Raw genomic sequence first — 22,809 nt, 5'->3', positions numbered from 1 at the left:
GACCCGGATTTGCCTGAATTTTGCGCAAAAGCTGCTATAAAAGTTGCTCAGCGTGATTTTGTTGCGCAAAATGCCCCTCGCTCTGGGAGTTCAAAGAAGACAAATACTGCCTTTAAAAGACAGAGGCCTTAGAGCCAGCGAGAGATAACTATTTGAAACGCCTAAAATTTAATTATCTGTTTATCGGTCTGGTTGCCGTGCTGTTAGCGTTAGCGCTATGGCCATCCATTCCCTGGTATGGGGGTGGGCAGGACCAGATTTCACAGATTAAATCACGGGGAGTACTGCGTGTCAGTACCATCAATTCCCCGTTGACTTACTACACAGTGAACCAATCTCCGGCCGGTATGGATTATGAGCTGGCAAAACGCTTCGCCGATTATCTGGGCGTCAAACTCAAGGTGACAGTACGTCCCAACCTGAGCGATCTGTTTGACGATTTAGATGATGGCAAAGCCGATTTGCTGGCCGCGGGTCTGAACTACAACAGCGAACGCCTGACCCGCTATCAGACCGGGCCAGGCTACTACAACGTTTCGCAGCAGCTGGTCTATCGCGTGGATAAGCCGCGCCCTAAAAACCTCGGTGACTTAAAGGGGCGGCTGACTGTTGCGTCAGGATCGGCGTATCTGTCAACGCTGAAGAGCGCGCGGTCAAATCAGTACCCCGATCTGGACTGGGCGATCTCCACCGATCAAAGTCCTAAAGCCCTGCTGGAAGCGGTGGCAGACGGCAAGCTCGACTATACGATTGGCGACTCCGTGACCATCGCTCTGCTGCAGCGCATCTATCCGCAGCTGGCGGTGGCGTTTGACGTCACTGATGAAGAGCCGGTCACCTGGTATGTGCGGCACAGCGATGACGACAGCCTGAATGCCGCGATGCTCGACTTCTTTAACGGTATGGGTGAAGAAGGGGCGATGGCGCGACTGGAGGAGAAATATCTCGGCCACGTCGGCACCTTTGATTATGTCGATACCCGCACTTTCCTGCGCGCCATCGACAACACGCTGCCTGACATCAAACCGCTGTTTGAGAAGTACGCCACCAGCATTGACTGGCGACTGCTGGCGGCAATCTCCTATCAGGAGTCGCACTGGAACCCGCAGGCCACCTCCCCTACCGGCGTGCGCGGCATGATGATGCTGACCCGTAACACCGCTGAGAGCCTGGATGTGGGCGACCGGACGGATCCCGAACAGAGCATTCGCGGCGGCAGTCAGTATCTGCAGGATATGATGGCGAAGGTGCCGCAGACCATCCCGGAAGATGAGCGCATCTGGTTTGCGCTGGCGGCCTATAACATGGGCTATGCCCATATGCTGGATGTCCGTAAACTCACTGCCCGCCAGGGGGGTAATCCGGATAGCTGGGCGGATGTGAAGCTGCGTCTGCCCATGCTGAGCCAGAAGCGTTACTACACCCAGACGGCTTATGGCTATGCCCGTGGGCATGAAGCCTATAACTATGTGGAGAACATCCGCAAATATCAGTTAAGCCTGGTGGGTTATCTGCAGGAGCAGGAAAAGCGCCTGGCGCAGCAGGCTGAAGCACAGGCCGAACTGGCCAAAGGCTATCCGGCGGTCGAACCGAAGATCGCCATGAACTAATCCTGGCGTTGCGCCTGCCGCAGCGCTTTTTTCTGCTCGCGACGCATACGGAAGAAGTCGCTCAGCATAGCGGCACACTCTTCAGCCAGCACGCCGCTCTGTAATTCAACCTGATGATTCATGCCGGGGTGTCCCAGCACATCGAGCAGCGATCCTGCCGCCCCACTTTTGATGTCGTGCGCACCGTAGACCAGCCGGCTGATGCGGCTGTGAACCATAGCGCCGGCGCACATCACGCACGGCTCCAGCGTCACGTAGAGCGTGGTGTCCAGCAGACGATAATTTTCCAGTACTTTACCGCCCTGCCGCAACGCCATAATCTCCGCATGCGCCGTCGGATCGTGCTGGCCGATGGGCCGGTTCCAGCCTTCACCGATCACCCGGTCATTCTGAACCAGCACCGCACCCACCGGCACTTCGCCCTGCTCCCACGCCCGGCGCGCCAGGTCAAGCGCATGGCGCATCCAGTATTCATCTTGTTGTTTCATGCTGACCACTCCGGGCGACAGAAAAGCGGCGCATTATAGCGGTCTCACCGATCCTTTAGAAACTTATTCCAGCTGTTGCAGCTCACCTGCGGGTGTTACGCGCCAGCGATGCTGACAGAAAAACAGCAGCGGGTTGTCCTGTTTGCTGTCGCTATAGCCGCTGTAGAGCTGTAGCGGCGTGCCGATTTTCTCTTCCAGCTGTGCCACTTTCTCATGGCCGAGGCAGCGCATTGCCAGTACCCGCCCGCCCCAGCCGCGCTGCATCTGACTGGCAATCAGCTTCACGCGTGGCAGAAACGCGGAGTCGTAATAGACCTGCTCCACCAGAGACTGTGGCGATCCGGTGATGAGCCAGACGTCAGCATCATCACTGCCGAGGTAATCGGTCAGGCGCTGCTGAACCACCGGAAAGGCTTTGACGCGCAGGCGGAACCACTGCGCAAATTCGGCTTCGAGTTGCAGCAGCGTCCGCTCAGAACGGCCAAAAGTAATAGACCAGAGCAGCAGGCTCATGGGCCAGCGTGCCGCCCGGCCTTTAAACAGCAAGCCGATACCCACTACCGGCAATAACGGCACCACCAGCAGCAGATTAAGCGGTCGGCGACGCAGCAGATAGCGCATAAAAGTACCAAACATGTCCTGCTGGTGCAAAGTGCCATCCAGGTCAAAAAATACGACGCGACGTTGTGTTCCCCTGGTCAAACAACTCTCCTTCAGGCTGATTCTGGAATGATAAAGAGTAGTGTAGCCATCATCAGGCGCTACGGCGATGACTGTCATTTTTAATTCCGATGACTACAATGCCTGATGAATAGTTTATTCTTCACAGATTATCCCTGAATTACGAGGATTGGGCATGAGTTCATTGCTGCGCATTCGCCAGCTTTATCCACGTCTGGCATTGAACGAGCGTCGGCTGGCTGATTTTCTACTGTCGCAACCCGATCGGGCGCGCCACCTGAGTTCGCAAAAGCTGGCGGAAGAGTCTGGCGTCAGCCAGTCGAGCGTGGTGAAGTTTGCTCAGAAACTGGGATACAAAGGTTTTCCGGCGCTTAAGCTGGCCCTGAGTGAGTCACTGGCGGACAAAGATGCCATTACCGTACATAACCATATCCTCAGCGACGATCCCCTTAAAATGGTGGGTGAGAAGCTGCTGACGGAGAAACTCTCGGCAATCCGCGCCACGCTGGATATCAACAGCGAAGAGAAACTCAACGATGTGTTACAGCTGCTGAAAAATGCCCGGCGTATTTTACTGGTGGGCATCGGCGCTTCGGGTCTGGTGGCGAAGGACTTCTCCTGGAAGCTGATGAAGATTGGCATCAATGCGGTGGCGGAGCAGGATATGCACGCCCTGCTGGCCAGCGTGCAGGCGATGGGGCCCGGCGATGTGCTGCTCGCCATCTCTTACACCGGTGAACGGCGGGAGATCAATCTGGCCGCGCAGGAGGCGGTTCAGGTAGGCGCCGATGTGGTGGCGTTTACCGGTTTTACGCCGAATACGCTGCAGCAGAGCGCCAGTTACTGTCTCTATACGGTGGCGGAGGAGCAGAGTACCCGCAGCGCGGCCATCTCCTCGACCACGGCGCAGCTGGCCCTGACCGATCTGCTGTTTATGGCGCTGGTGCAAAACGATCCGGAACGCGCGTCCAGTCATATTCGCCATAGCGAAGCGCTGGTGAAAAAGCTGGTCTGATCAGCGGCAGCGCGTATAATACCCGCGCTTTTTCTGTTGTTATCAGGTGGGTAAAATGGCGCTGTTGATTACGTCCAGATGCATTAACTGCGATATGTGTGAACCGGAGTGCCCGAACCAGGCCATTTCACTGGGCGATGCGATCTATGAGATTGATGTCAGCCGCTGCACGGAATGCGTCGGGCACTATGAGACGCCAACCTGTCAGCAGGTATGCCCCATCGACAACACCATCATCATTGACCCACAGCACACCGAATCACGTGATGCGCTGTGGGAGAAGTTCGTGCTGCTGCACGGCTAGCTTTCAATGATCACCGTGGCGCAGGCGTAGTGACGCTCATCGGCCAGCGTCACGTGAACGTGTTTAACGCCCAGCCTCTCTGCCACTTCAGCGGCATGCTGAAAGAAGCGTAATCCCGGTTTTCCCAGCGCATCGTTGTAAACTTCAAACTGATTAAACGCCAGACCACCGCGAATACCGGTGCCAAAGGCTTTTGCCGCCGCCTCTTTTACCGCAAAGCGTTTAGAGAGAAAGCGCACCGGCTGCTTGTGCGCCTGATATTGCTGCCATTCGGCTTCGCTCAGCACCCGCCGTGCCAGCCGGTCGCCGGAGCGTTCAATCACCCCGGCGATGCGTTCAATCTCAACGATGTCCGTACCCAGTCCCAGAATAGCCATCAGCGACGGGCTTCACGCAGCAGCTGCTTCATCTCTTTCACCGCATCCGGCAGGCCACTCATCACCGCGCGGCCAATAATCGCATGGCCGATATTCAGCTCATGCATTTCCGGCAGCGCCGCAATCGGCAGCACGTTGTGGTAGGTCAGACCATGACCGGCATTGACCTTCAGTCCCAGGCTGGCGGCAAAGGTCGCGGCGTGACGGATACGCGCCAGCTCAGCGTCACGCGCCAGTCCCTCTGGTGCTTCGGCGTAAGCGCCGGTATGAATTTCGATGTAAGGCGCGCCGCTGGCCACGGCCGCTTCAATCTGGCGGTGATCGGCATCGATAAACAGCGAAACCAGAATGCCTGCGTCACTCAGCAGTCGTACGGCCGCGTTCATCTTCTCCTGCTGCCCCGCCACATCCAGCCCGCCTTCAGTGGTCACTTCCTGACGCTTTTCCGGCACCAGGCAGCAGAAGTGGGGCTGGATATCACAGGCGATGCCGATCATCTCATCTGTGACCGCCATCTCCAGATTCATCCGCGTCTGGATGGTGTCACGCAGGATACGCACGTCGCGGTCAGTGATGTGACGGCGATCTTCGCGCAGGTGCACGGTAATGCCGTCTGCGCCCGCCTGCTCGGCGATAAACGCCGCCTGCACCGGATCGGGATAGTTTGTCCCACGGGCGTTACGCACCGTGGCAATGTGATCGATATTGACGCCTAACAGCAACTCAGCCATGACCATCCTCACTTCTTTTTCATCGTGATGTTGAGTGTACCGCGCAAAGTGAAACAGGCGGTACGACCCGCGCTATTCTTCTGCCTGTTCAGGCTTTTTCTTTGGGATAAACTGGCGGAACAGCTCCTGACTCTTCAGCGGCTTGCCACCAAGATAGGGCTTCAGGGCGATGCGGGTAAACCGCTTCGCGGCGCGCAGGGTGTCGGCATCGGGAAACTCTCGCTCGCACAGGGCGCGCAATTCGCGGCCGGTAAAGCTGCGTTGATTGACCACCAGGCTGGCAATAAAGCCGCGCTCTTCGCGGTAGCTGTACGTCATGTTGTCGCTGACCGGCTCGCCGCTACCGGCGCAGTGCAGGAAATCGACGCCATAACCCAGGTGACCGAGCAGCGCCAGTTCAAAACGCCTCAGTGCCGGTTCGGGCTTGCCGTGCGTTGAGGCTAATGCCTGAAGGCAGTTGAGATAGTCGAAGAAGAGTTCTGAGAAGGGGAATTCCTGCTGCAATACGCGAGAGACCAACTCATTGACGTAGAGACCGCAGTAGAGCGTGATGCCACTGAGCGGTAAAGCCAGCGACACCGCTTCGGCATTGCGCAGGGTTTTGACTTCCCCGCGCCCACTCCAGCGAACCAGCAGCGGGGTAAAAGGCTGTAACGCCCCCTTCAGCTGCGAGCGCCGCGAACGTGCGCCCTTGGCCAGAACCCGTACCCGCCCTTCGCTTTCGCTGAACAGGTCGAGCAGCAGACTGGTTTCGCTGAAGGGGCGACTATGCAGCACAAAGGCGCGTTGCCAGCCTTCCATTGAATCAGAGATCGTCTGTATAACCCAGGCTGCGCAGCGCACGTTCGTCATCTGCCCAACCGGATTTCACTTTCACCCACAGTTCGAGATGCACTTTCGCTTCGAACATCTCTTCCATGTCTCTGCGCGCTTCTGTTCCGATGACTTTGATTTTGGCGCCTTTGTTGCCAATCACCATCTTCTTCTGCCCTTCGCGCTCAACCAGAATCAGACCGTGAATGTCATAACCGCCACGTTCGTTAGTCACGAAGCGCTCAATCTCAACCGTAACGGAGTAAGGCAGTTCAGCCCCCAGGAAGCGCATCAGTTTTTCACGGATCATCTCTGACGCCATGAAACGCTGTGAGCGGTCGGTGATGTAATCTTCCGGGAAGTGATGATCGGCCTGCGGCAGATGCTTGCGGGTAATCGCCGCAATGGTATCGACGTTTTTGCCACTCTCAGCAGAAATAGGCACGATATCGAGGAAGTTCATCTGCTGGCTCAGGAACTGCAGATGCGGCAGCAGAATGCTTTTGTCCTGGATGTTATCGACCTTATTGATCGCCAGCACCACCGGCACTTTATTGTCGCGCAGTTTGCCCAATACCATCTCATCATCGGGCGTCCAGCGGGTGCCTTCAACCACGAAGATCACCAGTTCTACGTCGCCAATAGAACTGCTGGCTGCGCGGTTCATCAGACGGTTAATAGCGCGCTTCTCTTCCATGTGCAGACCTGGGGTATCGACGTAGATCGCCTGATATTCGCCTTCGGTATGAATGCCCATGATGCGGTGGCGCGTGGTTTGCGGCTTACGCGAGGTGATCGACACCTTCTGCCCCAGCAACTGGTTCAGTAAGGTGGATTTACCGACGTTTGGTCGGCCAACAATCGCGACAAAGCCGCAATAAGTAACGTTTTCGCTCATTCGAGTCCTGAATTGTTCAGCGCCTGATGCGGCGCCGAAAGAGTGCTATTTGAGTCATGTGTCATTCAGCGTCTTCTGACGCCGGGATAGAGTGTCAGGTTAATGGTTCAGTGCCGGTTCTGGCACTGTCACCCCGACAGATCTATTCAAGACCTAATTTTATCAGTGCCTGTTCAGCCGCTGCCTGCTCGGCTTTACGACGGCTGGAGCCGACGCCAACAACCGGCTCGGCCATGCCACTCACCTGACAGTGAATGGTGAATTCCTGATCGTGGGCTTCGCCACGTACCTGTACCACCAGATAACTTGGCAGCGGCAGATGACGTCCCTGCAGATACTCCTGCAGGCGCGTTTTCGGATCTTTTTGTTTGTCGCCAGGACTGATTTCGTCGAGGCGGGTCTGATACCAGTCGAGGATCAGCTGCTCTACCCGCTCAATACTGCTGTCGAGGAAGATACCGCCAATCAGCGCTTCCACCGTATCCGCCAGGATCGATTCACGACGGAAACCGCCGCTTTTCAGCTCGCCGGGTCCCAGGCGCAGGCACTCGCCAAGATCAAATTCGCGTGCCATTTCAGCCAGCGTGTTGCCCCGCACCAGCGTGGCGCGCATGCGGCTCATGTCACCTTCATCAACCCGCGGGAAGCGGTGATAAAGGGCATTAGCAATCACATAGCTAAGAATAGAATCGCCAAGAAATTCCAGGCGTTCGTTGTGCTTACTGCTGGCGCTGCGGTGAGTCAGGGCCTGCTGTAACAGTTCCGAATGAGTAAAAGTGTAGCCCAGTTTGCGCTGAAGCTTGTTAATCAGGATGGGGTTCATGCGATTCCAGTTCTTTGTTGCGTCTGTGACTCTGCATACCAAACGGGGCTGGTAATCCAACACGTTCCGTTTGGTGTGCAGTGGCCTCCCTGAGGAGGCCACCCGATTTGCCTGTTAATCAGACAATAATGTTAGTGGATACCACCGATGCGACTGAATCGCACGCCGGTTGGCCACTGGCCTTCTTGTTTCTCAAAGCTCATCCAGATAGCGACCGCTTTACCGACCAGATTACGCTCCGGGACAAAGCCCCAGTAGCGGCTGTCGGCGCTGTTATCACGGTTGTCGCCCATCATGAAGTATTGCCCTTTCGGCACGACCCAGCTCGCCTGCGGCTGACCCGGCTGCTGATAATACATGCCTGCCTGACTCTGCGCTTCGTTTACCAGCAGAATGTCATGCGTCACGTTACCGATTGTCTCTTTGCGGGTTCCCAGGCGCAAACCACCGCGCAGGGTATCGCCCTGCGGCACCTGATAAAAACCGTTGCCGGTTTCGTTGCCATCAAAGCCGCTAAAGGTCTGAACAAAGTTGCTTGGCTCAACGTCGGTGTAAGTTACCGCTAACGCTGTGTCACAGGCTTTATCATCGGAGCAGGTCGGTTTCACCGTCAGCGTTTTGCTGTAAGGATCATAAATGACTTTGTCGCCCGGCAGGCCGATAACGCGCTTAATGTAATCCAGGCTCGGATCTTTCGGGTATTTAAATACCGCGATATCGCCGCGCTTCGGCTGACCGGTTGGGATCAGCGTCGTCTGGGTGATCGGATCCTTGATGCCGTAAGCAAACTTCTCCACCAGGATAAAGTCACCAATCAGCAGTGTCGGCATCATCGAGCCAGAGGGAATCTGGAATGGTTCGTAGATAAACGAACGCACGATGAAAACCACGGCCAGCACCGGAAACACAGACGCGGTGGTTTCAACCCAGCCTGGCTTTGCAGCGACCTTCGCCAGCGTTTTGCTGTCGAGCGCGTTACCGGTCTGGGCCTGAGCCTCAGCCTGTTTCGCGCGACGCGCGGGTGCCCATTTAAAACGATCAATTACCCATACGATGCCAGTAATCAGCGTCGCTATCGCCAGAATCAGGGCGAACATATTAGCCATTGGAAATCCTTATTTGCTGTCCTTACCGACATGCAGAATGGCGAGGAACGCTTCCTGTGGCAGCTCAACGTTACCAACCTGCTTCATTCGCTTCTTACCATCTTTCTGCTTCTGCAACAGTTTCTTCTTACGGCTGACGTCACCGCCATAACACTTAGCGAGAACGTTTTTACGCAGCTGTTTCACCGTTGAACGCGCGATAATGTGGTTACCGATGGCAGCCTGAATCGCAATATCAAACTGCTGACGCGGGATGAGCTCTTTCATTTTCTCAACCAGATCGCGTCCGCGATAAGGCGCGTTGTCACGGTGAGTAATCAGCGCCAGCGCATCCACACGTTCAGAGTTAATCAGTACGTCGACGCGTACCATGTCTGAAGGCTGGAAACGTTTAAAGTTGTAATCCAGCGAGGCATAACCGCGCGAGGTTGATTTCAGACGGTCAAAGAAGTCGAGTACCACTTCAGCCATCGGAATTTCGTAAGTCAGTGCCACCTGATTGCCGTGGTAAACCATGTTGGTCTGCACGCCACGCTTCTCAATACAGAGCGTGATGACGTTGCCCAGATACTCCTGCGGCAGCAGCATGTGACATTCGGCAATCGGTTCACGCAGCTCTTCGATATTGTTCAGTGCCGGCAGCTTGGATGGGCTGTCGACATGAACGATTTCGCCGCTGGTGGTCACGACTTCATACACCACCGTCGGTGCAGTAGTGATCAGATCGAGATCGTATTCGCGCTCCAGACGCTCCTGGATGATCTCCATGTGCAGCAGACCGAGGAAGCCGCAGCGGAAACCAAAGCCCAGCGCCGTTGAGCTTTCTGGCTCATAGAACAGCGAGGCGTCGTTCAGGCTCAGCTTACCGAGCGCATCACGGAACGCTTCATAGTCGTCAGAGCTGATTGGGAACAGACCAGCGTAAACCTGTGGCTTCACTTTTTTAAAGCCTGGCAGCGCTTTGTCTGCTGGGTTACGTGCGGTAGTCAGCGTATCGCCCACGGGTGCGCCGAGGATATCTTTAATGGCGCAGACCAGCCAGCCTACTTCACCGCAGTTCAGCTCATTACGATCAACCCGTTTTGGGGTGAAGATACCCAGGCGGTCAGCGTTATAAACCTGGCCGGTGCTCAGGACTTTGATCTTGTCGCCTTTGCGCATGGTGCCGTTTTTCACGCGCACCAGGGAAACAACACCCAGGTAGTTATCGAACCAGGAGTCGATAATCAGTGCCTGCAGCGGCGCTTCCGGATCGCCTTCTGGCGGAGGAATGTCGCGCACTAAGCGTTCCAGCACTTCCGGAACGCCGACGCCGGTTTTGGCTGAGCAGCGCACCGCGTCAGTTGCATCAATGCCGACGATATCTTCAATTTCCTGCGCGGCGCGATCGGGATCGGCAGCGGGCAGGTCAATTTTGTTCAGAACCGGCACCACTTCCAGATCCATCTCCATCGCGGTGTAGCAGTTCGCCAGTGTCTGCGCTTCAACACCCTGACCGGCATCCACCACCAGCAGCGCGCCTTCGCAGGCGGCCAGTGAGCGGGAAACTTCATAAGAGAAGTCTACATGTCCTGGGGTATCGATGAAATTGAGCTGGTAAGTTTGGCCGTCTTTCGCGTGGTAATCGAGTGTGACGCTCTGTGCTTTGATGGTGATGCCACGCTCGCGCTCCAGATCCATAGAGTCAAGAACCTGCGCAGCCATTTCACGAGCGGTGAGGCCGCCGCAAATCTGAATCAGGCGGTCAGAGAGCGTAGATTTGCCATGGTCGATATGAGCGATGATGGAGAAATTTCTTATGTGCTTCATTTATTGGGATATCTTCGCTTAAAATTCAGTTGAAAACCTGAGCACAGACACATTCAGGAAGATCGCTCTTTACCCACAATCCTGTCAGCCTCATTAATGACGACGCATATTACACTGTTAACGCCGCGCATAAAAGAATGGAACGTGGTGGAAGCGAAACAGATATCTGCGCGAGGCAGAACAGACAAAGGCCGCGGGATGCGCGGCCTGGACGTGCGTTACGCTTCGCTTTCAACACGCAGCGCATCGGGAGGCAAGGCGATGTTCAGAATGACCGGCTGAAAGGCTTCTCGATCGCCGAATTTCATTGAAACGCCTTTGGCGACAATAAAACCCCCGATGCCGCCCAGCAGCGCACCGCAGGCGGCGGCCAGATCGCTGCTGAACAGCGCCTGAAACAGCCCGGAAACCAGGAACAGGCCAAACAGCGGCGTCATGTAGACCAGCAACGCTGAACCCAGCAGGCTGCTCTCTTTGATACCGAGTTCGATCCGCTGCCCCGGCTGCAGCGGCTTGCTGCTGGCGATTTGCATCACGTGGGCATTCTTCGGACCGAGCTTATTCAGCATATGGCTGCCGCAGCCTTTACGCGCCTGGCAGCTGTTGCAGGAGGTTTTTGCTTCAGTGTGCAGCGTGGCGATGCCATCCTGCCATGCCACCACGGTGGCCCATTCTCTCATCATTTTTGTGACCCCAGGTCGATGCTGTCCGCAATACGTTTTGCGGTCGAGGGCGGTAATTCGCCGATCACCGCTATTTCGTTATTATTGCGCACAACGGTCTGTACCGTACGACGCCCAGTGCGCAATGTCTGCGTTGTGCTGGTTTTATCGGCCGGCGTCACGTTGATAGCGAAACTAAACAGGCCATCACTGTAGAGCTTCGATTCCATATTTTTATTCAGACCGGGTAGCGTGCGGCGATTCTGCGACACCAGCGACATACCGGCAGGTATCCAGCCTGGCTGCCAGGTGAGCGTGACCGCATCCCCTTTCGGCACCGAAAGCGACGGAGGCAGATTGGCTTTCTCCAGCCCCTGCATCAGATTACGCACCCCTTCGTCCACCGCAAAGCTGATGACGCGGAACTGCTCCAGCGTTTCGCCATCACGATCGAGCAGGTCGATGCGCAGCGGCAGCTTGGTGTCCACATCCAGCCAGACCACATAGCTGTAACGGGTGCCATCGCGTGAAACGATGCGCAACACATCACACATCTGATCGGCAATGCGCGAGCGGCCCACGGTAATAAAATCATAGGCTGTGGCGAGCTTGGTGAAGTCAGCAAAAATCACCGACGGTAAAGCATCGATAATGTGATTGCCGGGGAGCGAAAAGGGATCGAGGCCGGGTTCGAAGTAACTAATATCGTTGCCGCGCTGGATCACTTCCCGACGTGGCCCGTCCATCTGCAACAGCTGCGCGAATATCCGGTTATCGATTACAGCATGACGATAACGCAGCGATTCGATGCCGATGCGGGAAACGTTGATATAGGCGAATTCGTAGTTGAGGTTCTGACTTGCCTGCTCCATCTGCTGCAATAGCGCCCCGGACGCAGAAGGTTGCGCCGGGGCGGCAGATGACCACAACAGGCTGCCTGTCAGCAGGCTAACAGCATACCAAAGCGGCTTCATTACTGCTGTTGCTGTCCTAATGATTGATTTCCGGGAACATCAACCTGCGCCTGTTTTGGCGCAGTGGTTTCAAACTGCAGCTGGTCAGCGTGCAGGCGACGTTGCAGTTCGTAATCCTGCAGCATGGCATTTACGCGACGACGCTGGTCCTGAACCTGCTGGTTAGAACTGTTGGTGTCAAATGCATCAGACGGCACGCCCAGGCTCACCGGAGACGCTTTGCCCATCATCGGCATCGTATTGAACACCGGAGAGTCAGAGGTCTGCGTGGCGCTGCCCTCTGGCTGGTTATAGTGCTGAACGCCTACGATCACGGCCAGTGAAACACAGGCAGCGACACCGACCTGGGTCAGTTGCGCAGCCCACGGGCGAGCTTTTTTCCAGAACGGCATTTTTTCCCAGCGGGAAGGTTCTGGCTGAGCTTCAGGGATCAGCGTTGTAACCGTACGCAACGGTTCTTTTTCGATGGCAGCAGCGACGCGCGCAGAAATATCAAAATGCAGGACATCGCCCACATCACCGCGCATGGTATCGCGAATGAGATGATAGCTTGCCCAGCTTTTCTGTAATTCTGCGTCCTTAGACAAGGCGGAAAACAGCTCGTTATCTAAGGTCTCACCATCCATTAAAGCGGAAAGTTTTTCTTTCTGCATGCCTATGTACCCTTCCAGTAGCCGTTATCACTGACGTTGGATAAGCGGTTGAACTTTGTTATCAATGGCCTCTCGCGCACGAAAGATACGTGATCGAACAGTGCCTACCGGGCAATCCATAATGACGGCGATCTCTTCATAACTCAGACCGTCCAGTTCCCTGAGGGTGATTGCCATACGCAAATCCTCGGGTAGCGCCTCGATGGTACGAAAGACAATTTGTTTCAATTCTTCTGACAACATTAAGTTCTCAGGGTTCGAAATTTCTTTTAATGCACCCGCACTTTCGAAATTTTCTGCGTCAATAGCATCCACATCGCTGGATGGCGGACGACGCCCCTGAGCAACCAGGTAATTTTTCGCTGTATTTACCGCAATGCGGTACAGCCAGGTATAAAACGCGCTATCGCCCCGGAATGAATCCAGCGCGCGATACGCTTTAATAAACGATTCCTGTACTACATCAGGTACGTCGCCCGAGGGAACATAGCGTGAAACCAGGCTCGCCACTTTATGCTGGTAACGAATCACCAGTAAGTTGAAAGCTTTTTGATCTCCCTTCTGTACGCGCTCGACAAGGACCTGGTCCGTCAACTGCTCGCTCATCCGAGGTAATGTCTCCCCAAATTTTTCATACGCATAAAGTAACTGCCAGCACATCTCATGGTTCTGAGCAAGCATGCGCTTAGAGTTGTGATGTGGTGCGAAGTTCACTTCTCGCCCTGATATTTACCGCTCCGATGGACATTACACAGGTTCTTCGTTTTCGTTCAGTGTAAGGAGCGTAAATCGCAGGCAGAGTAACCTATGACAACAGCTTTTTCATCATTAAATCCTTTAGGTTTAATAAGTTTGCTATAAAAAACCGCGCCAAAAGCAGTCCGGTTTTAACTCACTGATATTAAGTAACTTTGGGAAATCATCAGACAAAAACCTGCGCCAGATGTTTAAAATACTTCACAGCAACCCCCATTGCGCTTATGCTCAGCCCTATTCTTGTTTAGTAAATTAAACATTATGATGAATGCGAACCCGGATTATCAGTGTGATGTACTCATTGTGGGCAGCGGTGCCGCTGGCCTGTCGCTGGCGTTGCGGCTGGCAAAACAGTATCAGGTGACAGTTCTCAGTAAAGCGCAGGTCAATGAGGGGTCAACCCTTTACGCCCAGGGCGGTATTGCAGCGGTATTTGATGAGACTGACAGTATCGAGTCACACATCGAAGATACGCTGATTGCCGGAGCAGGATTATGCGACCGTGAAGCCGTCTCGTTTATCGCCAGTAATGCCCGACATTGCGTGCAGTGGCTGATCGACAACGGTGTCGCTTTTGATCTCGATCCGCAGGCGGCCGGCGACATGCGTTATCACCTGACGCGGGAAGGCGGCCACAGTCATCGCCGTATCCTGCACAGCGCTGACGCCACAGGCCATGCGGTTGAAACGACGCTGGTAAGCCAGGCGTTGAGCCATCCCAACATCCGGATTCTGGAACGCACCAACGCAGTCGATCTGATTCTTTCAGATAAAATCGGCCTGCCAGGCCCACGCCGCGTGGTGGGAGCATGGATCTGGAACCGTAATCGCGAACAGGTGGAAACCTGTCGGGCACGGGCCGTGGTGGTTGCAACTGGCGGTGCCGCCAAAGTTTATCAATATACGACTAACCCCGACATCGCCTCCGGTGACGGCATCGCGATGGCCTGGCGTGCCGGCTGCCGGGTTGCCAATCTGGAATTTAACCAGTTCCACCCGACCTGCCTGTTTCATCCGCAGGCGCAGAATTTCCTGTTAACCGAAGCGTTACGCGGAGAAGGTGCCTGGCTGTTGCGTCCCGATGGCAGCCGTTTCATGCCCGATTTCGATGAGCGTGCCGAACTCGCCCCGCGCGATATCGTCGCCCGGGCCATCGATCATGAGATGAAGCGGCTGGGCGTTGACTGTATGTATCTGGACATCAGCCACCAGCCTGAGGAGTTTGTTCGCGCGCACTTCCCGATGATCTATGAGAAGTTGCTGACCTTTGGCTTTGACCTCACCAAAGAACCCATCCCGATTGTGCCTGCCGCGCACTATACCTGTGGCGGCGTGGTCGTCGATCAGCATGGCCAGACCGACGTCAGTAGCCTCTATGCCATCGGTGAGGTGAGTTATACCGGCCTGCACGGCGCTAACCGCATGGCATCCAATTCGTTGCTGGAGTGTCTGGTTTATGGCTGGTCCGCCGCAGAGGAGCTGATTCGCACCCTGCCCGCCATTGAAGCCGTTACTGCGCTACCCGCATGGGATGAAAGTCAGGTTGATGACGCCGATGAACGCGTGGTGATCCAGCATAACTGGCACGAGCTGCGGTTATTCATGTGGGATTACATGGGAATCGTCCGCACGACCCGGCGGCTGGAGCGGGCGCTGCGTCGCATCAACCTGCTTCAGCAGGAGATCGATGAATATTATCGTCATTTCCGCCTCTCCAATAATCTGCTGGAGCTACGGAATCTGGTGCAGGTCGCTGACCTGATGGTGCGCTGTGCGCTGGAGCGAAAAGAGAGTCGCGGCCTGCACTATATCCGCGACTACCCGGATTTACTGCCCGAGGCGCGGCCAACCATCCTGACGCCGCCGGACTACATAAAAAGGTAGAACTCCCGCGTCAGGCTACACCACTCATCAGAATAGCGGGTGTCCTGCGTGCGGATGGCAAGGCGCTCCAGCAGGGTTTCACCGGCCTGCGGCGACAGCCCCAGCAGAACGCGGTGCGGCGGACGATGGGCATATTCCGCTACGTCCAGCCGGAAACGCAGATGCCAGCCATCCGCCTGCGCCAGGGCGATGAATTCCTGGCCGGTCGCGGTGGGCAGCACCACGCAGAACATCCCCTCTTCTTCAATCAGTAATGCAGCACTGCGTAGCAGTGTCTGATGATCGAGCGAGGCCGTGGCACGGGCGCTGTCCCGTGCCGCTGTCGAACAGGCCACGCCAGGCGCAAAATAAGGCGGATTGCTGACGATTAGCGAGTAACGTTTATCACACTCTTCGGCCCAGTCGGCGATATCACGCTGATGAACCTGAACACGTTCAGGCCACGGCGACTGCTGTACATTCTCCTGCGCCTGAAGCGCGGCTTCCGGTTCTAGCTCAACCGCATCGATGTTGACCGGCGACGGCGTACGCTGCGCCAGCATCAGCGCGATAAGCCCGCTGCCGCTGCCAATATCCAGAATACGTTTTACCCCGGCAACCGGCGCCCAGGCCCCAAGCAGAATGGCATCGGTGCCCACTTTCATCGCACAGCGATCGTGCGCGACAAAAAATTGTTTAAAGGTAAAACCGTTCTTGTTTAACTGTGGCCGTTCACGCGGCTTATCCTGCATCATTCGTCACTACCATCGTTTTTTTCCTGCCGTACGGCAGCGCATGAGTGTAACGTGACAACAGAGGGAATTCACGCGGCAGACAACCCCAGGCGCAGCCGAAACGGATTAACAGATGAAGATTCAGTCTGATCTGTCTATAATCAGCGCCCCAAACTGAGGTAGACCATGACAGTAACCACATTTTCCGAACTCGAACTCGACGAAAGCCTGCTACAAGCGTTGCAGGAAAAAGGCTTTACGCGCCCAACAGTGATCCAGGCTGCTGCAATTCCGCCCGCGCTGGAGGGCCGTGACGTTCTGGGTTCGGCACCTACAGGGACCGGGAAAACCGCCGCGTATCTGTTACCGGCGTTGCAGCACCTCCTTGATTTTCCGCGTAAGAAATCTGGCCCGCCACGCATCCTGATTGTGACCCCGACCCGCGAACTGGCAATGCAGGTCGCCGATCATGCGCGTGAGCTGGCGAAACATACCCATCTGGACATCGCCACCATCACTGGCGGCGTGGCTTATATGAACCATGCCGAAGTGTTCAGCGAAAACCAGGACATCGTGGTCGCCACCACCGGCCGTCTGCTGCAGTACATCAAAGAAGAGAACTTTGACTGCCGCGCAGTAGAAACCCTGGTGCTGGATGAAGCGGACCGCATGCTCGATATGGGCTTTGCCCAGGATATCGAAACCATCGCGGCTGAAACGCGCTGGCGCAAGCAAACTCTGCTGTTCTCTGCCACGCTGGAAGGCGACAATATCCGTGACTTCGCCGAGCGTCTGCTGAACGATCCGGTTGAGCTGGAAGCGGACCCAAGCCGCCGTGAGCGCAAAAAGATCCAGCAGTGGTACTACCGCGCTGACGATCTGCAGCACAAGACCAAATTACTGATCCATCTGCTGAAACAGCCGGATGTGACGCGCAGCATCGTGTTCGTGCGTAAGCGTGAACGTCTGCATGAGCTGGTGAGCTGGCTGCACGAAGCGGGGATTCGTAGCAGCTATCTTGAAGGCGAAATGGTGCAGGCAAAGCGTAACGAAGCGATTAAACGTCTGAGTGAAGGCCGCGTTAACGTGCTGGTTGCGACGGATATCGCCGCGCGCGGCATTGACGTTGAAGATGTCAGTCACGTCTTCAACTATGACATGACGCGCACCGCCGATACCTATCTGCACCGCATCGGGCGTACCGGTCGTGCGGGCCGTAAAGGCATCGCCATCTCACTGGTTGAAGCGCACGATTTCGTGCTGCTGGGCAAAATCACCCGCTACGTGAACGAGCCGATCAAAGCGCGCGTGATTGATGAGCTGCGCCCTGAGACGCGGGCGCCAAGTGCCAAAACGACCGGCAAACCGTCGAAAAAGGTTCTGGCGAAGCGTGCAGAGCAGAAAGCCAGTGAAACAGAAAAACCGCGTGTGAAAAAACGCCATCGTGATGCCAAAAATGTCGGCAAACGCCGCAAGGCAAGCGGCAGTACGCCAGCTAACGAGAATGCGGAATAAATCATCGCAGCTATAAAAAAATCGCCTCACAGGAGGCGATTTTTTTTATCTGATAATCAGTAACAGCCCTTTCACAATCTTTTATCTGCCAGAGCGCTTTCTTCACGATACTGGCATCAGCGTGCCGGGCAGTCAGCTGCTTATCTTATTCATAATATTAATAAAAATTGCTGTGTGCGCTTTGCGCTAATTTTCAGCAGCCGCTAACTCAGGCTGCTCAAAGACTTTCAGTAAAGGTACGGGTAATCACGTCGCGCTGTTGCTCAGGCGTCAGTGAGTTAAAACGCACGGCATAGCCTGAAACACGGATAGTCAGCTGCGGATAGTTTTCAGGATGTTTAACTGCATCTTCCAGCGTTTCGCGACGCAGAACGTTGACGTTCAGATGCTGTCCACCTTCAACACGTACCTGAGGTTTGATTTCAACAGGCACTTCACGGAAAGCGAATTCGCCCAATTCGCTGATGGCGACAACCTGATCTTCTTCGTAGCCCGCTTTTGCACACAGGCAACGCGCTTCGGCTTTCTCTTCGTCCAGCAGCCAGAAGGAGTTCAGTAGTTGTGAATTGTTTGATTGAGTGATCTGGATACCAGTGATCATGATTGCGTCTCCCGGGTAATACGTGGATAAATCAAATTTGAGGCCCCGGTATATCACCTTTGATCTCGGACAGTTTTGACCTGTATCAATATCAATCAGGCATTCCGGCCGCTTTTAAGCTAACCCGTTGATCTCAATACCCCTGCCACCTAAACTTAATTTGTATTATTCAAATTATTTTTGCCTTCAGGTCAGCGGCAGGAACCGCTAAGCTTATGGCACTAACGTTAAGGGAGTTAAACATGGCTGAAAAGCTGACCTGGCACGACGTGCTGGCTGAAGAGAAAGAGAAACCCTATTTTATCGAGACGCTAAAGCAGGTTGCCGATCAACGCGCCGCGGGTATCACGGTCTATCCGCCGCAGAAAGATGTGTTCAACGCCTTTCGCCTGACGGAGCTGGGCGACGTCAACGTCGTGATACTCGGTCAGGATCCCTACCACGGGCCTCATCAGGCGCACGGCCTGGCCTTCTCGGTACTGCCCGGCGTCCAGGTGCCGCCCTCTCTGCAGAATATCTACAAAGAGCTGATGCAGGATATTCCAGGTTTTCAGAAGCCCAGTCACGGCTTTCTTGAGAGCTGGGCAAAACAGGGCGTGATGTTGCTGAACACCGTGTTGACGGTTGAGGCAGGTAAAGCGCATTCCCATGCGCGATTTGGCTGGGAGACCTTTACGGATAATGTGATTGCGGCGATTAACCAGCACTGTGAAGGGGTGATTTTTCTGCTGTGGGGTTCACATGCGCAGAAGAAAGGCAGCATTATCGATCGCCAGCGCCATCACGTGTTGCAGGCTCCGCATCCCTCGCCGCTCTCCGCGCACCGTGGCTTTTTCGGCTGCAAACACTTTTCAACAACCAATGAGCTGCTGAGCGCTGCCGGTAAAAAGCCGGTGGACTGGACGCCGGTTTTACCAGACTAACGCCAGAAAGCACACGGCCGCGTCAGTGCGCGGCCGTGTAACGGGATTCAGGCGTTGAATCAGCTTTTAGCTTTGGAAACCGCAACCATCGCCGGGCGCAGCAGGCGACCATTCAGCGTATAGCCACGCTGCATCACCAGCATGACATGGTTTGGCTCAAACTCTTCAGACTCCATCATCGACATCGCTTGATGCACTTCCGGGTTAAACGGCACGCCGGTTTCGCCGACCACTTCAACACCGAATTTACGCACGGCGCCCAGCAGGCCTTTCAGGGTCAGTTCAATCCCTTCAATCATAGAGGCCAGCTGTGGATCCTCTTTGTTCGCCACTTCCAGCGCACGTTCCAGACTGTCGATTACCGGCAGCAGTTCGTTGGCAAACTTCTCAAGCGCAAATTTATGCGCCTTTTCAACGTCCATCTCGGCACGACGACGAATGTTCTCAATCTCTGCCTGCGCACGCAGCTGGGCATCGCGCACACCGGTCTGCGACTGCGCTAATTCAGCTTCGAGCTGAGCAATACGCTCATCACGCGGATCCACCTCTGCCGCTGTCTCCGCTTCCTGAGGTTGCTGCTGATCCTGCTGAATTTCGTCTGAGACTTGCTCGTTTGGGGTGTTCTGTTCTTTACTACTCATGAATTTCTCCGCGTTTTGCACATTCATTTCGCTGGTTGGCTTATTATGGGGATTGGTATGACGGATTCAAGGGAACCTATCACATTGCCTTACCGTTTTGGCTTATAAGGAACACCGACCAGATGAACAAACACTTTAACTGCATTGGTATTGTGGGTCATCCGCGCCATCCCACCGCGTTAACCACGCATGAGATGCTCTGGCGCTGGCTGACAGCCAAAGGTTATCAAGTGATCGTTGAGAAGCAAATTGCGCAGGAGCTGTCGCTTCACGACGTGCAGACGGGCACGCTGGCGGAGATTGGTCAGCAGGCCGATTTAGCGGTCGTGGTGGGCGGTGATGGCAATATGCTGGGCGCAGCGCGGGTACTGGCGCGCTACGACATAAAAGTGATTGGGATTAACCGCGGTAATCTCGGCTTTCTTACCGACCTTGACCCGGACAATGCACAGCAGCAGCTGGATGAGGTGCTGCAGGGCAACTATTTCGTCGAGAGCCGCTTCCTGCTGGAAGCGCAGGTGTGCAAATCTGACTGCTCGCCGCGCATTGGCTCCGCTATCAACGAAGTGGTGCTGCATCCCGGCAAGGTCGCGCACATGATCGAATTTGAAGTCTACATTGATGAAGTGTTCGCCTTCTCCCAGCGCTCGGATGGGCTGATTATTTCGACACCCACCGGCTCGACCGCCTATTCACTCTCTGCGGGCGGCCCGATTCTGACGCCGTCACTCGAAGCGATTGTGCTGGTGCCCATGTTCCCGCATACGCTGTCAGCGCGGCCACTGGTCATCAACAGCAGCAGTACCATCCGTTTGCGCTTTTCATCGCGCCGCAGCGACCTGGAAATCAGCTGTGACAGCCAGATTGCGCTGCCGATTCAGGAAGGCGAGGATGTACTGATACGACGCAGCGCCAATCACCTGAACCTGATTCACCCCAAAAACTACAGCTATTTCAATACGCTGAGTTCAAAACTGGGCTGGTCAAAAAAATTGTTCTGAAATGCGGCCTCCCCTCTTTACTGGATATAAAACCAGTTTATACTGTATGAAAAACCATATGTGTTTATTCATACAGGTGAACCTATGCTGGCCCAACTGACCATCAGTAATTTCGCTATCGTTCGTGAGCTCGACATTGATTTTCAACGCGGCATGACAGCAATCACTGGTGAGACCGGTGCCGGTAAGTCTATCGCGATTGATGCGCTGGGATTATGCCTGGGCGGTCGTGCTGATGCCGACATGGTGCGTCAGGGTGCCAGCCGGGCCGACCTCTGCGCACGCTTCCAGCTTAAGTCCTCCCCTTCTGCTCAGCGCTGGCTGATAGATAATCATCTGGATGACGGCAACGAATGTCTGCTGCGCCGGGTTATCAGCGCTGACGGACGTTCCCGCGGCTTTATAAATGGCACGGCAGTGCCGCTCTCTCAGCTACGCGATCTCGGCCAGTTACTGATTCAGATCCACGGCCAGCATGCCCATCAGCTTCTGCTCAAACCAGACCATCAGAAACATCTGCTGGATGCCTATACCGGTCACGACGATCTGCTGCAGCAAATGCGCGCCAGCTATCAGACCTGGCATCAGAGCTGCCGCACCCTGGCGCTGCATCAGCAGCAGGCGCAGGAGCGCGAATCCCGCCGCGAGTTGTTGCAGTATCAGCTAAAAGAGCTGAACGACTTCGCTCCGCAGCAGGGTGAATATGAGCAGATCGACGAAGAATACAAGCGTCTGGCCAACAGCGGACAGCTGCTGTCGACCAGCCAGCAAGCACTGCAACTGTTAGCAGACAGCGATGACAATAATCTCAACAGCCTGCTCTACAGCGCACGTGAGATGATTTCAGAACTGACCTCGCTGGATGAGAAGCTGAACGGCGTTCACAACCTGCTGGAAGAGGCGGCGATTCAGCTGAGCGAAGCCAGCGACGAACTGCGCCACTACTGCGACAGCCTCGATCTGGATCCTAACCGCCTGTACGAACTGGAACAGCGTATTTCGCGCCAGATCGCCTTAGCCCGTAAGCATCACGTCACCCCTGAAGGGCTGCCTGAACTGCATCAGCAACTGCTGGCGGAAGCGGAATTGCTGTCTCAGCAGGAGAGCGATCAGGAGAGCCTGCAATTACTGGTGGGTGAACACTATCAGGCCGCGCTGCAAAGCGCAGAGCAGCTGCATCAGCAGCGCAGCCACTATGCCGATGAGTTGCAGCTGCTGATTACCCAGAGTATGCACCTGCTCTCGATGCCGCATGGCCAGTTTAAAATCGCGCTGACCTTTAATCCGGATCAGCTGACCGCAGACGGTGCGAGCCGCGTTGATTTCCAGGTGACGACTAACCCAGGTCAGCCACTGCAGCCGCTGGGCAAAGTCGCTTCAGGCGGTGAACTGTCACGTATCGCCCTGGCGATTCAGGTAATCACCGCGAAGAAAATGGAAACGCCGGCGATGATTTTCGATGAAGTGGATGTCGGCATCAGCGGCCCGACCGCCGCCGTGGTAGGTAAGCTGTTGCGTCAGCTGGGCGAATCGACTCAGGTGATGTGTGTAACCCACCTGCCGCAGGTTGCCGGTTGTGGTCATCAGCATTTTTATGTCAGCAAAGAGACCGATGGAGCGATGACCGAGACCCATATGCAGCCACTGGACAAGCGTGCACGTCTGCAGGAACTGGCGCGACTGCTGGGTGGCAGCGAGGTCACACGCAATACCCTGGCCAACGCAAAAGAACTTTTAGCCGCATAGCAGCGCACTTTTTTAACCGGCTGGGGTCATAAGCTTGCTCTGTAGAGGTTTCCAATAGCGAAAAGGTTTATTATCATCGGCACTT

Annotated in this window: 24 protein-coding genes; 8 read left to right on the top strand and 16 right to left on the bottom strand. The window is 55.3% G+C overall.

From position 1 onward, the window contains the following. Positions 1-152 precede the first annotated feature (152 nt). Entirely contained in the window at positions 153-1,610 is a 1,458-nt protein-coding gene (gene mltF, locus ACO6VX_RS00385) for a membrane-bound lytic murein transglycosylase MltF (RefSeq protein ID WP_287059106.1), read from the top strand. Here the strand turns inward: mltF and tadA are convergent. After that, positions 1,607-2,098 (bottom strand): tRNA adenosine(34) deaminase TadA, encoded by a 492-nt coding sequence (gene tadA / locus ACO6VX_RS00380; protein WP_010671307.1) that lies wholly within the window; start codon positions 2,096-2,098, stop codon positions 1,607-1,609. The two genes, mltF and tadA, sit on opposite strands and share 4 nt — an antisense overlap. 63 nt (positions 2,099-2,161) lie before the next feature. Next, complete coding sequence (yfhb, locus tag ACO6VX_RS00375) at positions 2,162-2,800, bottom strand: phosphatidylglycerophosphatase C (RefSeq protein WP_010257641.1); 639 nt, start codon at positions 2,798-2,800, stop codon at positions 2,162-2,164. Positions 2,801-2,954: 154 nt separating this feature from the next. Here yfhb and ACO6VX_RS00370 point away from each other — a divergent pair, with 154 nt between their 5' ends. Next, entirely contained in the window at positions 2,955-3,794 is an 840-nt protein-coding gene (locus tag ACO6VX_RS00370) for a MurR/RpiR family transcriptional regulator (protein ID WP_010257643.1), read from the top strand. Between the two features lie 55 nt (positions 3,795-3,849). Next, positions 3,850-4,098, top strand: a complete 249-nt coding sequence (locus ACO6VX_RS00365; protein ID WP_010671305.1) for a YfhL family 4Fe-4S dicluster ferredoxin — start codon at positions 3,850-3,852, stop codon at positions 4,096-4,098. Here the strand turns inward: ACO6VX_RS00365 and acpS are convergent. The 11 genes from acpS to rpoE all read right to left on the bottom strand — a co-directional run bounded on the left by acpS (position 4,095) and on the right by rpoE (position 13,550). Beyond that, entirely contained in the window at positions 4,095-4,475 is a 381-nt protein-coding gene (acpS, locus tag ACO6VX_RS00360; protein ID WP_010257645.1) for a holo-ACP synthase, read from the bottom strand. The genes ACO6VX_RS00365 and acpS overlap by 4 nt on opposite strands. Continuing rightward, positions 4,475-5,206, bottom strand: a complete 732-nt coding sequence (gene pdxJ, locus ACO6VX_RS00355; protein ID WP_010257647.1) for a pyridoxine 5'-phosphate synthase — start codon at positions 5,204-5,206, stop codon at positions 4,475-4,477. Before pdxJ ends, acpS begins: the two co-directional genes overlap by 1 nt. Before the next feature lie 72 nt (positions 5,207-5,278). Continuing rightward, positions 5,279-6,007, bottom strand: a complete 729-nt coding sequence (gene recO / locus ACO6VX_RS00350; protein WP_010257651.1) for a DNA repair protein RecO — start codon at positions 6,005-6,007, stop codon at positions 5,279-5,281. Positions 6,008-6,011: 4 nt separating this feature from the next. Further along, complete coding sequence (gene era, locus ACO6VX_RS00345; protein ID WP_010257653.1) at positions 6,012-6,917, bottom strand: GTPase Era; 906 nt, start codon at positions 6,915-6,917, stop codon at positions 6,012-6,014. 142 nt (positions 6,918-7,059) lie between these two features. After that, complete coding sequence (gene rnc / locus ACO6VX_RS00340) at positions 7,060-7,740, bottom strand: ribonuclease III (RefSeq protein WP_010257656.1); 681 nt, start codon at positions 7,738-7,740, stop codon at positions 7,060-7,062. A gap of 131 nt (positions 7,741-7,871) precedes the next feature. Next, the gene (gene lepB / locus ACO6VX_RS00335) at positions 7,872-8,846 is read right to left on the bottom strand and encodes a signal peptidase I (RefSeq protein ID WP_010257658.1); all 975 of its coding nucleotides are present in this window, start codon (positions 8,844-8,846) and stop codon (positions 7,872-7,874) included. Positions 8,847-8,855: 9 nt separating this feature from the next. Further along, entirely contained in the window at positions 8,856-10,655 is a 1,800-nt protein-coding gene (gene lepA, locus ACO6VX_RS00330; RefSeq protein WP_010257661.1) for a translation elongation factor 4, read from the bottom strand. A 218-nt stretch (positions 10,656-10,873) separates the two neighbouring features. Continuing rightward, on the bottom strand, positions 10,874-11,338 hold the full coding sequence (gene rseC / locus ACO6VX_RS00325; protein WP_010257664.1) for a SoxR-reducing system protein RseC: 465 nt from the start codon (positions 11,336-11,338) through the stop codon (positions 10,874-10,876). Next, positions 11,335-12,291 carry a sigma-E factor regulatory protein RseB gene (gene rseB / locus ACO6VX_RS00320; protein ID WP_010257666.1) on the bottom strand — a complete coding sequence of 319 codons (957 nt, stop codon included), beginning with the start codon at positions 12,289-12,291 and terminating at the stop codon, positions 11,335-11,337. Before rseB ends, rseC begins: the two co-directional genes overlap by 4 nt. After that, a complete protein-coding gene (gene rseA / locus ACO6VX_RS00315) occupies positions 12,291-12,944 on the bottom strand; it encodes an anti-sigma-E factor RseA (RefSeq protein ID WP_010257667.1) in 654 nt (217 codons plus the stop codon). Before rseA ends, rseB begins: the two co-directional genes overlap by 1 nt. A gap of 27 nt (positions 12,945-12,971) precedes the next feature. After that, entirely contained in the window at positions 12,972-13,550 is a 579-nt protein-coding gene (rpoE, locus tag ACO6VX_RS00310; RefSeq protein WP_010257669.1) for an RNA polymerase sigma factor RpoE, read from the bottom strand. Positions 13,551-13,964: 414 nt separating this feature from the next. Here rpoE and nadB point away from each other — a divergent pair, with 414 nt between their 5' ends. After that, positions 13,965-15,584: an L-aspartate oxidase gene (gene nadB, locus ACO6VX_RS00305; protein WP_250489386.1), complete on the top strand. Its 1,620-nt coding sequence runs from the start codon at positions 13,965-13,967 to the stop codon at positions 15,582-15,584. On the opposite strand, the gene trmN is transcribed toward nadB, so the two are convergent. Further along, positions 15,569-16,318: a tRNA(1)(Val) (adenine(37)-N(6))-methyltransferase TrmN gene (trmN, locus tag ACO6VX_RS00300; RefSeq protein WP_422457368.1), complete on the bottom strand. Its 750-nt coding sequence runs from the start codon at positions 16,316-16,318 to the stop codon at positions 15,569-15,571. The two genes, nadB and trmN, sit on opposite strands and share 16 nt — an antisense overlap. 165 nt (positions 16,319-16,483) lie before the next feature. Here trmN and srmB point away from each other — a divergent pair, with 165 nt between their 5' ends. Further along, a complete protein-coding gene (gene srmB / locus ACO6VX_RS00295) occupies positions 16,484-17,812 on the top strand; it encodes an ATP-dependent RNA helicase SrmB (RefSeq protein ID WP_010257676.1) in 1,329 nt (442 codons plus the stop codon). Between the two features lie 217 nt (positions 17,813-18,029). On the opposite strand, the gene grcA is transcribed toward srmB, so the two are convergent. Then, positions 18,030-18,413, bottom strand: a complete 384-nt coding sequence (gene grcA / locus ACO6VX_RS00290) for an autonomous glycyl radical cofactor GrcA (protein WP_010257678.1) — start codon at positions 18,411-18,413, stop codon at positions 18,030-18,032. A gap of 242 nt (positions 18,414-18,655) precedes the next feature. On the opposite strand from grcA, the gene ung reads away from it, so the two are divergent. After that, positions 18,656-19,336 (top strand): uracil-DNA glycosylase, encoded by a 681-nt coding sequence (gene ung, locus ACO6VX_RS00285; RefSeq protein ID WP_422457366.1) that lies wholly within the window; start codon positions 18,656-18,658, stop codon positions 19,334-19,336. 59 nt (positions 19,337-19,395) lie between these two features. Here the strand turns inward: ung and grpE are convergent, their stop codons facing one another. Beyond that, positions 19,396-19,977, bottom strand: coding sequence for a nucleotide exchange factor GrpE (grpE, locus tag ACO6VX_RS00280; protein WP_010257683.1), 582 nt, complete (start codon positions 19,975-19,977; stop codon positions 19,396-19,398). Between the two features lie 122 nt (positions 19,978-20,099). Between grpE and nadK the strand changes: the two genes are divergently transcribed. Both nadK and recN read left to right on the top strand, forming a co-directional pair. Continuing rightward, positions 20,100-20,978: an NAD(+) kinase gene (gene nadK / locus ACO6VX_RS00275; RefSeq protein WP_010257685.1), complete on the top strand. Its 879-nt coding sequence runs from the start codon at positions 20,100-20,102 to the stop codon at positions 20,976-20,978. 84 nt (positions 20,979-21,062) lie between these two features. Further along, complete coding sequence (recN, locus tag ACO6VX_RS00270; protein WP_422457365.1) at positions 21,063-22,724, top strand: DNA repair protein RecN; 1,662 nt, start codon at positions 21,063-21,065, stop codon at positions 22,722-22,724. Positions 22,725-22,809 lie beyond the last annotated feature (85 nt).

Origin of the sequence: Pantoea sp. BJFS-204 (genome assembly GCF_049310725.1) — a bacterium.
Classification (GTDB): Bacteria; Pseudomonadota; Gammaproteobacteria; order Enterobacterales; family Enterobacteriaceae; genus Pantoea; species Pantoea agglomerans.
Note: the sequence above shows the minus strand (reverse complement) of the source record. Positions and strands in the feature narration are given on the sequence as shown.